At 69.7% G+C, this 14,671-nt stretch carries 13 protein-coding genes and 1 pseudogene; 9 read left to right on the top strand and 5 right to left on the bottom strand.

Features of this window, described 5'->3' with window-relative positions; genetic code table 11:
- The first annotated feature begins 77 nt into the window (after positions 1-77).
- From ACFZDL_RS00820 to ACFZDL_RS00795, 6 genes are all read left to right on the top strand, one after another.
- Positions 78-920, top strand: a complete 843-nt coding sequence (locus ACFZDL_RS00820) for a nitrilase-related carbon-nitrogen hydrolase (protein ID WP_353590629.1) — start codon at positions 78-80, stop codon at positions 918-920.
- The gene (locus ACFZDL_RS00815; RefSeq protein WP_353590628.1) at positions 917-2,260 is read left to right on the top strand and encodes an aspartate aminotransferase family protein; all 1,344 of its coding nucleotides are present in this window, start codon (positions 917-919) and stop codon (positions 2,258-2,260) included. The genes ACFZDL_RS00820 and ACFZDL_RS00815 overlap by 4 nt, the downstream gene beginning before the upstream one ends.
- Positions 2,257-3,660, top strand: coding sequence for a dihydropyrimidinase (gene hydA, locus ACFZDL_RS00810; RefSeq protein WP_353590627.1), 1,404 nt, complete (start codon positions 2,257-2,259; stop codon positions 3,658-3,660). Before ACFZDL_RS00815 ends, hydA begins: the two co-directional genes overlap by 4 nt.
- Before the next feature lie 30 nt (positions 3,661-3,690).
- A complete protein-coding gene (locus ACFZDL_RS00805; RefSeq protein WP_353590626.1) occupies positions 3,691-4,692 on the top strand; it encodes a TIGR03842 family LLM class F420-dependent oxidoreductase in 1,002 nt (333 codons plus the stop codon).
- Positions 4,693-4,752: 60 nt separating this feature from the next.
- A complete protein-coding gene (locus ACFZDL_RS00800) occupies positions 4,753-6,300 on the top strand; it encodes an NCS1 family nucleobase:cation symporter-1 (RefSeq protein WP_353590625.1) in 1,548 nt (515 codons plus the stop codon).
- A 64-nt stretch (positions 6,301-6,364) separates the two neighbouring features.
- Complete coding sequence (locus ACFZDL_RS00795; protein WP_353590624.1) at positions 6,365-7,129, top strand: polysaccharide lyase; 765 nt, start codon at positions 6,365-6,367, stop codon at positions 7,127-7,129.
- A gap of 31 nt (positions 7,130-7,160) precedes the next feature.
- Here the strand turns inward: ACFZDL_RS00795 and ACFZDL_RS00790 are convergent, their stop codons facing one another.
- The 3 genes from ACFZDL_RS00790 to ACFZDL_RS00780 form a co-directional block, all read right to left on the bottom strand.
- Positions 7,161-8,216, bottom strand: coding sequence for a biotin/lipoate A/B protein ligase family protein (locus ACFZDL_RS00790; protein WP_353590623.1), 1,056 nt, complete (start codon positions 8,214-8,216; stop codon positions 7,161-7,163).
- Positions 8,217-8,295: 79 nt separating this feature from the next.
- On the bottom strand, positions 8,296-8,802 hold the full coding sequence (locus tag ACFZDL_RS00785; protein WP_353590622.1) for a hypothetical protein: 507 nt from the start codon (positions 8,800-8,802) through the stop codon (positions 8,296-8,298).
- Between the two features lie 7 nt (positions 8,803-8,809).
- Entirely contained in the window at positions 8,810-8,935 is a 126-nt protein-coding gene (locus ACFZDL_RS00780; protein WP_353590621.1) for a hypothetical protein, read from the bottom strand.
- Between the two features lie 371 nt (positions 8,936-9,306).
- Here ACFZDL_RS00780 and ACFZDL_RS00775 point away from each other — a divergent pair, with 371 nt between their 5' ends.
- The 3 genes and pseudogenes from ACFZDL_RS00775 to ACFZDL_RS00765 all read left to right on the top strand — a co-directional run bounded on the left by ACFZDL_RS00775 (position 9,307) and on the right by ACFZDL_RS00765 (position 12,345).
- Positions 9,307-10,887, top strand: coding sequence for a hypothetical protein (locus ACFZDL_RS00775; RefSeq protein ID WP_353590620.1), 1,581 nt, complete (start codon positions 9,307-9,309; stop codon positions 10,885-10,887).
- A 221-nt stretch (positions 10,888-11,108) separates the two neighbouring features.
- Positions 11,109-11,391, top strand: a pseudogene (locus tag ACFZDL_RS00770) (VOC family protein).
- Between the two features lie 279 nt (positions 11,392-11,670).
- On the top strand, positions 11,671-12,345 hold the full coding sequence (locus ACFZDL_RS00765; RefSeq protein ID WP_353590619.1) for a hypothetical protein: 675 nt from the start codon (positions 11,671-11,673) through the stop codon (positions 12,343-12,345).
- 153 nt (positions 12,346-12,498) lie between these two features.
- Here the strand turns inward: ACFZDL_RS00765 and ACFZDL_RS00760 are convergent, their stop codons facing one another.
- Both ACFZDL_RS00760 and ACFZDL_RS00755 read right to left on the bottom strand, forming a co-directional pair.
- Positions 12,499-13,098: a class I SAM-dependent methyltransferase gene (locus ACFZDL_RS00760; RefSeq protein WP_353590618.1), complete on the bottom strand. Its 600-nt coding sequence runs from the start codon at positions 13,096-13,098 to the stop codon at positions 12,499-12,501.
- 26 nt (positions 13,099-13,124) lie between these two features.
- Entirely contained in the window at positions 13,125-14,645 is a 1,521-nt protein-coding gene (locus tag ACFZDL_RS00755; RefSeq protein WP_353590616.1) for a serine/threonine-protein kinase, read from the bottom strand.
- Between the last annotated feature and the right edge of the window lie 26 nt (positions 14,646-14,671).

The following is a 14,671-nucleotide window of genomic DNA, read 5'->3' as shown; positions in this document are numbered from 1 at the left end:
TGGTCAGTGCGCTTCTACGTTCTTTCCACAGCCGGAATCTACGTGCGTAGACGTCTGCGAAGGCGAAGGAGCTGACCATGGCCAACGTCGTACGTGCCGCGCTCGTCCAGTGCACCTGGACCGGCGATACCGAATCGATGATCGCGAAGCACGAGGAGTACGCCCGGCAGGCGGCCGCGCAAGGCGCCAAGGTGATCGGCTTTCAGGAGGTGTTCAACGCCCCCTACTTCTGCCAGGTGCAGGAGGCGGAGCACTACCGCTGGGCGGAGCAGGTCCCGGACGGGCCGACCATCCGTCGGATGCGGGAGCTGGCGCGGGAGACCGGCATGGTGATGGTGGTGCCGGTGTACGAGGTGGAGCAGTCCGGCTTGTACTACAACACCGCGGCGGTGATCGACGCGGACGGCAGCTTCCTCGGCAAGTACCGCAAGCACCACATCCCGCAGGTCAAGGGGTTCTGGGAGAAGTACTACTTCAAACCGGGCAACCTGGGCTGGCCGGTCTTCGACACCGCGGTCGGCAAGGTCGGCGTGTACATCTGCTACGACCGCCACTTCCCCGAGGGGTGGCGCGAGCTCGGCCTGGCCGGGGCCGAGCTGGTCTACAACCCCTCGGCGACCTCGCGCGGCCTCTCGGCGTATCTGTGGCAGCTGGAGCAGCCGGCGGCCGCGGTCGCCAACGAGTACTTCATCGCCGCGATCAACCGCGTCGGCGTGGAGGAGTACGGCGACAACGACTTCTACGGCACCAGCTACTTCGTGGACCCGCGCGGTCAGCTCGTCGGCGAGGCCGCGAGCGATAAGGAGGAGGAGCTGGTCGTCCGGGACCTGGACTTCGGCCTGATCGACGAGGTGCGCCGGCAGTGGGCGTTCTACCGGGATCGACGGCCGGACGCGTACGAGGGGCTGGTGAAACCGTGAGTGACGAGCTGTACGAGCGCCACAAGGCCGTGCTGCCCGACTGGCTGGCCCTCTACTACGAGCGGCCGATCGAGCTCACGCACGGCGAGGGCCGCCACGTCTGGGACGCCGACGGCAACCGATACCTCGACTTCTTCGGCGGAATCCTCACCACCATGACCGCCCACGCCCTCCCCGAGGTCACCAAGGCGGTCAGCGAGCAGGCGGCGCGGATCCTGCACAGCTCCACCCTCTATCTCGACCGCCCCATGGTGGAGCTGGCCGAGCGCGTCGCCGAGCTGTCCGGCATCCCCGACCCGCGCGTCTTCTTCACCACCTCCGGCACCGAGGCCAATGACACGGCCCTGCTCCTGGCCACCACGTACCGGCGCTCCAACCAGATCCTGGCGATGCGCAACAGCTACCACGGCCGGTCCTTCTCGACCGTCGGCATCACCGGCAACCGCTCGTGGTCGCCCACCAGCCTGTCCCCGCTGCAGACGCTGTACGTGCACGGCGGGGTGCGCGGCCGCGGCCCGTACGCCGGGCTGTCGGACGCCGAGTTCATCAAGGCGTGCGTCGCGGACCTGGAGGATGTGCTGGGCCAGGCGTACGGGCAGGTCGCGGCGCTGATCGCGGAGCCCGTGCAGGGCGTCGGCGGGTTCACCTCCCCGCCCGACGGGCTGTTCGCGGCCTTCCGCGAGGTCCTGGACCGGCACGGCATCCTGTGGGTCAGCGACGAGGTGCAGACCGGCTGGGGGAGGACCGGCGACCACTTCTGGGGCTGGCAGGCCCACGCCGCCTCCGGCCCGCCGGACATCCTGACCTTCGCCAAGGGCATCGGCAACGGCATGTCCATCGGCGGCGTCGTCGCCCGCGCCGAGGTCATGAACTGTCTGGGCGCCAACTCCATCTCCACCTTCGGCGGCAGCCCCATCACCATGGCCGCCGGCCTCGCCAACCTCACCCACCTCCTCGAACACGATCTGCAGGGCAACGCGCGCCGGGTGGGCGGGCTGCTGATGGAGCGGCTGCACACCGCCGCCGCCGGACTCGACGTCGTACGCGAGGTGCGCGGCCGGGGGCTGATGATCGGCATCGAGCTGGTCGAGCCGGGCAGCGACCGGCCCTCGCCCGAGGCGGCCTCGGCCGTCCTGGAGGCCGCGCGCGAGGGCGGGCTGCTGCTCGGCAAGGGCGGCGGCCACAACAGCAGCGTGCTGCGCATCGCCCCGCCGCTGAGCCTGACCGCCGCCGAGGCCGAGGAGGGCGCGGAGATCCTGGCGACGGCGCTGCGCACGGCGCAGGCCATGGCGGACGGTTCGGCGGAAGCGGCTGACGAGGCCGGAAGGAGCGCGCTGTGACGTCCCGCACCGTGATCCGCGGCGGCCTGGTCGTCACCGCCGCCGAGGAGACCCGCGCCGATGTCCTCGTCGAGGACGGCCGGATCGCCGCCCTCGCCGCGTCCGACAGCGCGTACGCCCAGGGCTGGACGGCCGACCGTACGATCGACGCCACCGACAAGTACGTCATCCCGGGCGGGGTGGACGCGCACACCCACATAGAGATGCCCTTCGGCGGCACCTTCGCCTCCGACACCTTCGAGACCGGCACGCGCGCCGCGGCCTGGGGCGGGACGACGACCATCGTGGACTTCGCGGTCCAGTCGATGGGCCACTCGCTGCGCGAGGGGCTTGACGACTGGCACGCCAAGGCGGCGGGCCAGTGCGCGATCGACTACTCCTTCCACATGATCCTCGCCGACGTCAACGAGAGCTCGCTCAGGGAGATGGACCTCCTCGTGGCGGAGGGCATCACGTCGTTCAAGCTCTTCATGGCCTATCCGGGCGTCTTCTACAGCGACGACGGAAAGATCCTGCGGGCCATGCAGCGCGGCGCCGCGAACGGCGGGCTGATGCTGATGCACGCCGAGAACGGCCTCGCCATCGACGTCCTGATCGAGCAGGCGCTCGCCGAGGGCAGGACCGACCCCCGCCACCACGGCGAGGTCCGCAAGGCGCTGCTGGAGGCGGAGGCCACCCACCGCGCGATCCAGCTGGCCCGGGTGGCCGGGGCCCCGCTGTACGTCGTGCACGTCTCGGCCCAGGAGGCCGTGGCGGAGCTGGCCCAGGCCCGCGACAAGGGGCTCCCCGTCTTCGGCGAGACCTGCCCCCAGTACCTGTTCCTGTCCACGGACAACCTCGCCGAGCCGGGCTTCGAGGGCGCCAAGTACGTCTGCTCCACCCCGCTGCGGCCGCGTGAACACCAGGCCGCGCTGTGGCAGGGCTTGCGCACCAACGACCTTCAGGTCGTCTCCACCGACCACTGCCCCTTCTGCTTCGCGGGCCAGAAGGAGCTGGGCCGCGGCGACTTCTCCAAGATCCCCAACGGGATGCCGGGCGTGGAGCACCGGATGGACCTCCTCCACCAGGCGGTCGTCGACGGACACATCTCGCGCCGCCGCTGGATCGAGATCGCCTGCGCCACCCCGGCCCGGATGTTCGGCCTCTATCCGAAGAAGGGCACCATCGCGCCCGGGACGGACGCCGACCTCGTCATCTACGACCCGCGGGCCCAGCAGACCCTGTCCGCCGAGACCCACCACATGAACGTCGACTACTCGGCGTACGAGGGCAAGCGGATCACCGGGCAGGTGGAGACCGTGCTGTCGCGCGGCGAAACCGTCATCGACCGGCGGCGGTTCACCGGTCGCGCGGGGCACGGGCGGTTCATCGCGCGCGACACCTGCCAGTACCTGGACTGACCCTTATCCGGACCGACCCTGGGAGCGAGTATGGACTTCGGGCTCGTCCTGCAGACCGATCCGCCGGCGGCGGGGGTCGTCGAACTGATGCGGCGTGCGGAGGGCGCGGGCTTCACACACGGCTGGACGTTCGACTCGGCCGTGCTGTGGCAGGAGCCGTTCGTCATCTACAGCCGCATCCTGGAACACACCGAGCGGCTGATCGTCGGCCCCATGGTCACCAACCCTGGCACCCGCACCTGGGAGGTCACCGCCTCGACCTTCGCCACCCTCAACGAGATGTACGGCAACCGCACCGTGTGCGGCATCGGCCGCGGCGACTCCGCGATGCGCGTGGCGGGCCGCAAGCCCAACACCCTCGCCCGCCTCGGCCAGGCCATCGACGCCATCCGAGACCTGGCCGAGGGGCGGGAGGCGGTCGTCGACGACACCCCCGTGCGCATCCCCTGGGTCGAACACGGCAGGCTGCCCGTCTGGATGGCCGCCTACGGCCCCAAGGCGCTCGCCCTCGCCGGGCGCAAGGCCGACGGCTTCATCCTGCAGCTCGCCGACCCGTATCTGACGGAGTGGATGGTCAAGGCCGTACGGGCCGCCGCGGCGGACGCCGGGCGCGATCCGGACGCGCTCACCATCTGCGTCGCCGCGCCCGCGTACATCGGGGACGATCTCGCGCACGCCCGCGAGCAGTGCCGCTGGTTCGGCGGCATGGTCGGCAACCACGTCGCCGACCTGGTGAAACGCTACGGCGAGCACTCCGACGCCGTCCCCGAGGCCCTGACCGCGTACATCAAGGGCCGCGCCGGCTACGACTACAGCCACCACGGCCGCGCCGGCCACCCCAGCACGGGCTTCGTGCCCGACGAGATCGTCGACCACTTCTGCCTGCTCGGCCCGGCCGAGGCCCATGTCGAGAAGCTGCGGGCGCTGCGCGCGCTGGGGGTCGACCAGTTCGCGGTCTACGCCATGCACGACGCGAAGGAGGCCACCATCGACGCGTACGGCGAACGCGTCATCCCGGCGCTGGCCGGCTGAGCGGTCCTCCCCTTCCCGTCCTCTTCCCGTCCTCACCGCCGTCGAACGAAGAGGGGTCCCATGAGCACCAGCGCACCGCCCACCCCGCCCCCCGGATCCGCCCAGACCACTCACCCCGACGGCCGCGTCGAGCTCCCGGTGGGCGCGGCCGTCCCCACCGGGCGGTACGCCAACGAGGATCTGCTGCCCGTCCCCGTGGCCCGGCGGACCTGGAACACCTACAACTTCGCCGCCCTGTGGGTCGGCATGGCCCACAACGCGGCCACCTGGACGCTCGCCTCCGGCCTCATCCAGCTCGGCATGGACTGGAAGCAGGCGGTGCTGACCATCGCCGTGGCCAATGTGATCGTGCTGGTGCCGATGCTGCTCACCGGCCACGCCGGCCCCCGCTACGGCATCCCCTTCCCCGTCTTCGCCCGCGCCTCCTTCGGCGTCCGGGGCGCCAACTTCCCCGCGCTGATCCGCGCGGCCGTCGCCTGCGCGTGGTTCGGCATCCAGACGTGGATCGGCGGGGCCGCCATCTTCCTGCTGGCGGGGAAGATGTTCGGCGGCTGGTGGACCGGCGCGGCTTCCCTCGGGGGCTATCCCTGGACGCACTGGCTGTCGTTCGCCCTCTTCTGGGGCCTGCAGATAGCCATCATCGTGCGCGGCATGGAGACCCTGCGGCGCTTCGAGAACTGGGCGGCCCCGTTCGTCATCGTCGGCGCGGTCGCCCTGCTGATCTGGATCTCCGACAAGGCCGGCGGCCTCGGCCCGCTGCTGGACCAGCCCTCCCGGCTCGGCTGGGGCGGCGACTTCTGGTCGGTGTTCTTCCCCGCCCTCATGCCGATGATCGGCTTCTGGTCGACCCTCTCGCTCAACATCCCCGACTTCACGCGCTACGGGGCGAACCAGCGCGCCCAGCTGTGGGGCCAGTCCCTGGGCCTGCCCACCACCATGACGCTCTTCACCCTGCTCTCGGTCCTGGTGACCTCCGGCACACAGGCGGTCTACGGCGCGCCCATCTGGCAGCCCGAGCAAGTGGCCGCCAAGATCGACAACTGGGCGGGGGTCCTCTTCGCCCTGATCACGATCCTGATCGCCACCGTGTCCGTGAACATCGCGGCCAATGTCGTCTCGCCCGCCTTCGACCTGTCCCACATGGCACCCGGAAAGATCACCTTCCGGGTGGGCGCGGTGATCGCCGCGGTCGTCGGGGTCGCCATCTTCCCCTGGAAGCTGTACTCCAGCCCCGATGTGTACATCTTCACCTGGCTCGACACGGTCGGCGCCCTCCTCGGCACCGTGGCGGGCATCCTCATCGCCGACTACTGGATCATCCGCCGCGCCTTCCTCCACCTGCCCGACCTCTACCGCGCGGGCGGCCGCTACTGGTACTCCGGCGGCTGGAACTGGCGGGCGCTCGCCGCCTTCGCGGCGGGCGGGGTGCTGGCGATCGGCGGCGCGCACACCGACCCCGGAAAGGCGGGCCCGTTCCCGGCGGACGGGCTGATCCCGTTCCTGAAGCCGCTGGGCGACTACGGCTGGGCGGTGGGGCTCGGGACCTCTCTCGTCCTGTACGCCCTGCTGATGCTGGGGCGGCGGGAGAGGGAGGCTTCCCAGCGCTAGTCATCGGACCTTTATTGGCCGCGCTCCTTGACGATTGGCGTGGTGGCGCCCATCATCTCGCGACATGAAGCGACGACAAGCACTCACATTGCTCGGAGGTCTGGGTCTGGGCTTAGCCGGGCCCCTCACCACCCTCACGCCCTCCGGCAGGGCCTCGGCCGCCGAACTGCCGGAGGGCGTCACCTTCCAGAACCGCGGCAGCGTGGAGGGCTGGGACTACAGCTACACCCAGAAACAGGGCTCGATCAGCACCATCGACACCCCGGCCTACAAGGGCGCGCACTCACTGGAGGCGACCCAGACCTACATCAACGAGACCGGGGGCTACCACTCCGAAGTCCTCCGGCGGGGCGCGCAGAGCGTCGGCCAGGACCGCTACTACGGCCAGGCCATCCGCCTGGCGCCCGACTGGCGGTTCCACAACCAGAACGTCACCTTCCAGCAGTGGTCCCCCGAGGACCCGGAGGGCCCCTGGCTGCTCATGTTCGTCCAAGGGGACGAGATCCGTTACGGCGGCCGCGCGGTCTCCGGGACCGTCGGCAAGATCACCGACCTGCGCGGTACATGGATCAGGCTGGTCGTACGGCTCAAGCTGGCCGGCGACGGCCAGGGCGCGTACGAGGTGTGGCTGGGCGGACGCAAGACCGTGAGCTCGACGGGCATCACCCTGCTGCCCTCCACCTCGCAGACCATCCGCTGGTCCAGCGGCATCTACTGCACGGCCTGGCGGGACGGCACCCCCGCGGGGGCGTCCACCCTGACGATCCTCCACGACCAGCACCGGATCGCGACGTCGTACGCGCTGGCGGAGCCGGCCAACTGGACCTGACGCGCCCACGCTCTGCCCGCTCAGGCCGCCGTCACGGCACCCGCGTGGTCCACTCCCGCGCGCCGAACTTCTCCTCCGCCAGCCGCTGCGCCCGCGCCGCCTCGTCCGCCGTCACCTTGCCGTCCGCGAGCCCGTACCGCTCGCGGAAGGAGGCGATCATCCGGTCGATGACGGCGGCGCGCGGCAGGCCGGTCTGCCGGCGCAGCGGGTCCACGCGCTTCTTGGCGCTCCTGGTGCCCTTGTCGGACAGCTTCTCCCGCCCGATGCGCAGCACCTCGACCATCTTGTCCGCGTCGATGTCGTACGACATCGTCACGTGGTGCAGCACCGCACCGGCCCCGGTCACCACCCGCTTCTGCGCCGCGCCGCCGATCTTCCCGGCGTCGGTCGCGATGTCGTTGAGCGGCTGGTACCACGCCGCGATCCCCATGTCGCCGAGCGCGCCCAGCACCCAGTCGTCGAGGTAGGCGTACGAATCGGCGAAGGACAGGCCGGAGACCAGCGACTCGGGCACATACAGCGAGTACGTGATGGTGTTGCCGGGCTCCACGAACATCGCCCCGCCACCGCTGATCCGCCGCACCACCTCGACGCCGTGCCGCCCCGCGCCCTCGGGGTCCACCTCGTTGCGCAGCGACTGGAAACTGCCGATGATCACGGCCGGGGAGGCCCACTCCCACACCCGCAGCGTCGGCGGCCGCCGCCCCAGCGCGACCTCCTCGGTCAGCACCTCGTCCAGCGCCATGTGCAGGGCGGGCGGCTGCGGACCCTCATGGACCAGCTGCCAGTCGTAGTCCGTCCAGTCCGTGGCGTGCGCCAGCGCCCGCCGCACCGCGACGCCCACGGCATCGGCCGTGAACCCGAACATGACCGTGCCCTCCGGCAGCGCCGCCTCGACCCGCCCCGCGAGCCCGCGCGCGTCGGTGTCGGCGGGAGCGCCCTCCAGCGCGCGGTTGATGGCGAGCAGGGCCTCGTCCGGCTCCAGGAAGAAGTCACCCGCGACCCGGACGTCCTTCAGCCGTCCGCCCGCGACCTCGAGATCCACGACCACGAGCTTCCCGCCCGGCACCTTGTACTCACCGTGCATCCGCGCACCTTCGTTTCTTGTTGCTGCTTCCTATGTCGCTAGCTCGGACGTCACCGGGGATTATTCCGCCACGGGGGACTCAGCCGAGCGGGCGCGGCCGCGACTGGCGGTGTGGCGGGGCGAAAGACAGCCCGTTCTCGTCGAGGGCGTTGGAGACGGTGATCCGGCTCTCTGGGAAGACGAAGCTGATGTCGACGGTTCCTCGGGCCGCGTCGTGGCCGGTCCATTCGAGGAATTCGACGTTCCGGAGGGGGCGGCCCAGGAGGGGTGCCGCTTCGGGGACGGCGTCGTCGCGCCATCGGAGGGCGAAGCCCGGCCACTCGACGGGGCGGCGCGGATCGATGGCGTTCCAGGTGAGGGAGGGCTCGTCGAGCTTCCAGTGGTTGATCTCCACCTGCTCGCCGTGAAAGTCGAGCAACACGGGACAGTCCGGGAACCACTCGTCGTCCCCGAGGTCCCACACCACCCACAGCCGGGTCAGGGGGCGGCCGATGAGGGTCCGCAGCCGGGCTCCGTGGGCCTCTTTGACCGCGCGGGCGCCGCTCGTCCAGTGCGGCCGGTAGCCCTGGATCCCGAAGTCGAACACGCGAGGATTATGCACGCCTGGTACGAGTACGGGAGGGGACCGGCAGCCCGGCGTCCTCCGGGCGCAGCCGGTCGCGGCGCGAACGCAGGAAGTCTCCCAGTTCGGCGATGCGACCGGTGTGATCCGTACGCATGACTCCAGGGTCCCGCCCGGCTGGCGGGGGAGCGCGTCTGAAGGTGGCCCAGTTGCACCCAGGCTCAGCCGGGTCGGACGACCGTGAGCTGCGTCGTGTAGCCGATCTGCTCGGCGAGGCTCAGTTCCTGGCACACGGTGAGCCGGGATGTGCGCCGCCCGCGGCCCGGTGTTCCCCCGGGCCGTTCCCGGCGGCACTCCTCCGGTTTCCATCGCAAGAGCTGCGTGTCGCCGTCCGAGCCTGCCCAGCCAGTCCCAGGCTCGCAGTCGAACAGATCAGTGATTGCACTGTTACAGTCCGCTTACCCCGACTACGGGGACACGACGGAAAACAGAATGAGGGGACCAGAGTTGCGCTTACGACTGAGACGGATGACCGCGGCGATCGGGGTGGGGCTCGCGCTGGCTCTGACGCCGATCACGGGGACCGCGGCGGCGCAGGAGACGGGCACCATGGCCGTGACCGACATGGACTTCACCCCGTCCGAGGTGGACGCGACGCCTGGCGGCCAGACCGTCACGCTCCGCTGGACGATGACGGACACCACCCCGGACACCGACGGCATGAGCACGCGGGTCTACCTGCACCGCCAGGGCGCGACGGCCGGCACCTACCTGGGCGTGCCGCTGGTCGGGACCTATGACGTGGGCTCCTTTGGCCAGGACATCACCGTGGTGCCCGGTTCGACGCCTCAAGAGGCCACTTATGAGTGGACCCTGGCCGTTCCGCAGCACGCGGCCGGGACGTCGGTCACCTGGGCTGTCACCCGCTTAGAGGCCTGGGACAACCAGGGCACCTCGCTGGACTGGGACGCCACCAAGCTGGGTGCTTTCCACAACACGTTCGAGGCGAAGACGCTCGCCGACGAGCAGGGCCCGACGTACGACGACCTCGCGGTGAACCACGAACAGGAGCCGTACGTCTACGTCGGCGAGGACTCGTCGAGCATGACCTACGATCTCGACGTGCACGACCCCCAGGCCGGCATCTCCGGCGGCACCCTGACGGTGACCGGCCCCGACGGGCAGCACCTGACCGGCTCGTTCGCGATCGAATGGACCTGGTACGCGGGCTACGAGGGGTGTGGCTACATCGACTGGGGCCAGACGTACGCCGGGTCCTGCCGCGTGTCCGTGACCTTCCCCGCACACGCGGCATCAGGCACGTGGACCGTCTCGCAGGTCAAGCTCACCGATAACGCGGGCAACACCAGCACCTACAACAACCTCTCAGCCGCCCCCGTCCACGTCACCTCCAACGACGTGCTCTCCGCGGACGGTTTCACGGCGACGCCCAACCCGGTCGACACCTGGCACGGCGCCCGGACGATCAAGGTCGGTTTCCAGCCCCACGGGGACCAGGGCGAGGTCGCGTCGGCGGTCGTGAACACCAACAGTGCCAACGGCTGCCGGCAGACCTCCATCACGGCAACGACCGCGGCGGACGGGACCGTCTCGGTGAAGTACGACGTGCCGCGGGGGGTCTTCACCTGCCACATCACCGGCGTGATCATCACGGACAACGCCGGGAACGTCGCCCTGTACGGCTCGGAGTTCGGCGCACCGGAGACCGGTCTGACGATCACTTCGGCACCCGACACGGTGCTGCCCGAGATCGACCAGGCCACGCTCTCGCCCACCACCATCCCGGCAACGGACCACTTCACGGACATCCGCCTCACCGTCAACGTCTCGGGTACCACCGCGGGTGTCAACAGCCACGACCTCTACCTGATCGACTCCTCGGGGCAGTGGATCCCGGCCGTGTCCGGCGGTAACTCAGTGACCTTCAGCGGCCCGTTGACCCTCTCCTTCTCACTCCCCTCCAACGTGGCCCCCGGGACGTACACCATCGCCCTGCGCCTATCCGACCAGGCGCGCAAGTCCTCGTCCTTCGGCTTCCCGAACGGCACCCCGATGCCCGATGGGCCGGTGACTTTGACGGTCACCTAGGCGCCCCGGAGCCGGAACAGACCGCCCAGCATCACTGAGGAGGTGCCCGGTCTCGCTGCGAGGCCGGGCACATCGCCGTCACTGCCCCGCGGAGGTAGGCTAGATGATCGATTCCAAGGGTTGGTGGTCGTAGCGTTTCCGGACCGGAGGGGTGGCGCGGCCCCATAGGCTGAGCCCCCGTCCGCACTGTCTGGGGGAGTAATGACCAGTAGCTCACCGAGTTGGTTGTCGACTGCCACGATCCGGAGCGGCTCGCGGCCTTCTGGTGCGCGGTCCTGGACTTCAAGGTGATCGACCGGAGCGAGGGCAAGGTCGAGATCGGCTCCTGGGAGCCGACCGTCGAGGAGGTCCGGGCCCGTCAGATGCCGGGAGGTGGCCAGGCTGCTTGGCCTTGGCGCCGTCGAGGTGGACGTGGGCCAGGGCCCTGGCCGGAGCTGGGCGGTCATGGCCGACCCCGAGGGCAACGAGTTCGACGTCCTGCGCACCCTGGCACCGTTCAACTAGATGATCACTTCATGCGCGCAGCCGATCCCTTGGAATCGATCATCTAGATGACGCTCGGGTCGACGCCGGTCAGCTCACGGCTCGCGTCCCACAGGCGCGCCGCGACCGCGGTGTCGCGAACATCAACTCATGGCCGTCCTTGGTCTCGCGGCGGGGTGGATGGTCAAGCATCACCCCGGCGTTGAGGACGACCGCGTCGAGGGCGCTACCGAATGGACCATGTTCATACGTGGTGTTAAGGCTGACGAGTTCGAGGCCCGAGGATAGGTTCTTGGCGGCATGATCCCTCCCGCCGCCCTCGCGTCCCCCGACGAAATACGGGACTACCTCGTCGACCGCCTCAACCTGGCTCTGCGCAGGCCCGGAATGATGGGCGGGGAGCTGGGCCTCCGGCTACTGCTGGATCATCTGCTGTTCGTGGAGCGCCGGGAAGAGGCGTGGGCCGAGGAGCGGCGGGCGATGGAGGAGCGCGGGGCTTGGACGGCGACCGGGGTGGTGGGGGCGTTCCGGTCCCTGCTGCCGGGCGATCACGGGCACGAGACGGCCTCGGTCTACGCGGAGTTCGCCCGCCGGGCGGGGTGGCTGGAGGCGGATCGCGTGCTGGACGCCGAGGCGTACGCGTCGATGCGGGGGCGGATCGCGGAGTGGGTCCGTCAGGACCGGGGATGGGCCGATGTGGTCGCCGCGTTCGGGCCGCCTTCCGTGCTGTTCGGCAGCACGAACCCGCTCTACGGCAAGACGCTCGGCTATCTGACGGCGCGGGCCGAGGACCCCATGGTGTTCTTCCACCTCTGGAACGGCACCGCGCCCGAAGCCGCCTCGTCCTGGCCGCCGGACTACGACGAACCCCTGCTGCTCGCGGTCCGCTGCGGCATGGAGCGCTTCGCGGACACTTTCACCTTCACCCCACACGGGCAGGCGCTGCGTCCGCCCCCCGGACAAGAGCTTCCGTAACGCCAATACCGGTGACCTTGGCGCCCGAGGCTTGAGTTGTGGTGAGTATCGGACAGCGACACGCCGTGGTGTCGGCGTGTCGCTGTCCGATACTCACCATAAAGTCACTGGCGTTGTGGTGCGCGTTCGCTGGGAGGCAGGGGCTGCGTGCCGTCAGGGCCGGAAAAGCCTGACAGCAAGGAAGCACGGCGCCTGGTGGAGCTTGGTGTAGGCCGTTTCGTCGAGTTCTCGCAGGGCAGGCGTCGGGCGAGGCTCAATGAGTTTTTCCAGCATGAATCCGGCGGCCAGCAGCTCGTTCAGGAACGTTTCCAGCGGCATGCGTTCGTAGTGGATTGCCAACGCGCCTCCGGCGACCGGGAGATCGACCCAGTCCTCGGCGTAGTAAGAACCACCGAATTTCCGCCAGTCAGCCGTGGGGTGGGTCGTCGAGACCAGCAGCCACCCGCCCGGACGCAGGACGCGTCGTAGCTCGCCGAGGAGACGCGGCCGGTCGACGATGTGGTGGAGCATCAATGCGCACACGACTCCGTCGAACGACGCGTCGTCGAGGAAATCCAATGGCTTCTCCGCATCGTGCACGCGCAGTTCGGCCCGGTCGCCCAGTCGCTCCCGCGCGTGCCTCAGCAGAGTCGCGCTACCGTCGATTCCGACTACCTCGGCACCACCCGCCAGGAGTTCGGCCGCGTAGTGCCCGGCCCCGCAGCCGACATCGAGAACCCTCAACCCGGCAACGTCACCCGCGAGTGCGAGCATCGCGGGCCGGTCGGTGCGCGAGCGTTTTAGGACCGGCGGTGGGCCGACCGGGCTCGCCGGGTTTTTATCTCGCGGTAGCAGTACGCCGCGACGCTCAGGAAGATCGCCGTGCAGTACAGGGATATGTCGTGGGCGAGTGTGGGCCCCGGGCCCAGGGTCACCCCCAGCACGAAGCCGACGGCGTTGAAGAATGCGAACACGTAACCCGCGCCTCGGGTAGCGGCCTTGGACTGCGGTGTCAGTGCAGCGGTGAACACGAGAAGGCCCACCACGAGGAAGCGCACAAGCCAGACCGAGAAGGCCCCGGCCGAGTTGAAGCCATAAGCTTCGATGTTGGTGCTCCAGAAGTCGGATGACACGCAGACGAGCACGAACACGGCCGCCGGAGGGCCGAACCGCGCCCACTGGGCACCGCCCCCGGGCCCTTCCGGAGCCGGCCTCGGCGGCGAGGGGACCGCGCGGACCCACGGCTCGGTTTTCTGGGCAGCGACGGCCGGGGGCGGTGACGGAGGGGGAGCGACCTTGCGGAGATGATCCAGCAGCGTCGCCTGGTGGGTGACGGTTTCTGCGGTGCGTTTGGCGAGCAGAGCGCGCATGGCGAGCGCGATGCGCCTCGGGGCATCGCCATGGACAACCCGCGGCGGAGTCGTGGCCGGCACGGTGGGGGGTGGGGCGGGCTCGCCCGTTGACGGCGCGGGCTCAGGCGCGTGGTCGAGTTGTCGCAGTGCCTGGGCAAGGTCGGCGGCATTCGGGTACCGCTGGTCGGGGTCCTTGTCCAGCAGGGCCAGCACGAGTTCGTCCCAGGCGGATGGGATGCCCATGGACACCGAGCTGGGGGCGGGGGGTGCCTGGGTGAGGTGTGCCGTGAGGTAGCCGACGGTGTCGGGGGCCTGGAACGGCAGTCGGCCTGTGATCAGTTCGAAGAGGAGGCAGCCGAGTGCGTACAGGTCGCTGCGCGGTTCCGGGAAACCCCGTGCCTGTTCGGGTGCCATGTACGGGGGTGTGCCCACGATGAACCCGGTCTGGGTGAGGCGGTCCGCGGTCGCGTACGGGTCGGCCGCCCGCGCGACGCCGAAGTCGAGGACCTTCACGATGCCGGAAGGCGTGATGAGGATGTTGGACGGCTTGATGTCCCGGTGCATGATTCCGGCGCCGTGCGCGTCAGCGAGCGCGTCGCATATCTGCTTGCCCCATCGGGCCGCGTCCGGCAAGGTGACGGCGCCTCGGCGCAGCATCGCGTCCAGGCCCTCGCCCCGGACCAGCTCCATCACCAGGAACGGGGCCCTGTTGCCCTCGGTGCCGGTCTCGCCGAGGTCGTGGATGGTCACGATGTTGGGGTGCTGTAGCCGGGCGGTGATCCGTGCCTCGCGCAGGAACCTGGCGCGCGCCTCGTCGCCACGGCTTCCGCCACCTGCGAGCAGGGAGATCACTTTGACTGCGACAGGGCGGCCCAGCGTTTCGTCCTGCGCCTCCCATACTTGGCCCATGCCGCCCTCGCCGAGCTCTCGCACCAGCCGGTAGCGGCCCCCGAGGAGCTGGTCTCGCACTGCTATGCCTCCCCCGTATCGGACAT

This window comes from Streptomyces sp. NPDC007917 (genome assembly GCF_042959105.1).
GTDB lineage: Bacteria > Actinomycetota > Actinomycetes > Streptomycetales > Streptomycetaceae > Streptomyces.
This window is presented reverse-complemented; position numbering and strand designations above follow the sequence as displayed.

Excerpts from the sequence above, each read along its gene's own strand:
- ACFZDL_RS00820 (WP_353590629.1), top strand. The coding sequence starts at position 78 with ATGGCCAACGTCGTACGTGCCGCGCTCGTCCAGTGCACCTGGACCGGC.
- ACFZDL_RS00805 (WP_353590626.1), top strand. The coding sequence starts at position 3,691 with ATGGACTTCGGGCTCGTCCTGCAGACCGATCCGCCGGCGGCGGGGGTC.
- ACFZDL_RS00800 (WP_353590625.1), top strand. The coding sequence starts at position 4,753 with ATGAGCACCAGCGCACCGCCCACCCCGCCCCCCGGATCCGCCCAGACC.
- ACFZDL_RS00795 (WP_353590624.1), top strand. The coding sequence starts at position 6,365 with ATGAAGCGACGACAAGCACTCACATTGCTCGGAGGTCTGGGTCTGGGC.
- ACFZDL_RS00790 (WP_353590623.1), bottom strand. The coding sequence starts at position 8,216 with ATGCACGGTGAGTACAAGGTGCCGGGCGGGAAGCTCGTGGTCGTGGAT.
- ACFZDL_RS00780 (WP_353590621.1), bottom strand. The coding sequence starts at position 8,935 with ATGCGTACGGATCACACCGGTCGCATCGCCGAACTGGGAGACTTCCTG.
- ACFZDL_RS00775 (WP_353590620.1), top strand. The coding sequence starts at position 9,307 with ATGACCGCGGCGATCGGGGTGGGGCTCGCGCTGGCTCTGACGCCGATC.
- ACFZDL_RS00765 (WP_353590619.1), top strand. The coding sequence starts at position 11,671 with ATGATCCCTCCCGCCGCCCTCGCGTCCCCCGACGAAATACGGGACTAC.
- ACFZDL_RS00760 (WP_353590618.1), bottom strand. The coding sequence starts at position 13,098 with ATGCTCGCACTCGCGGGTGACGTTGCCGGGTTGAGGGTTCTCGATGTC.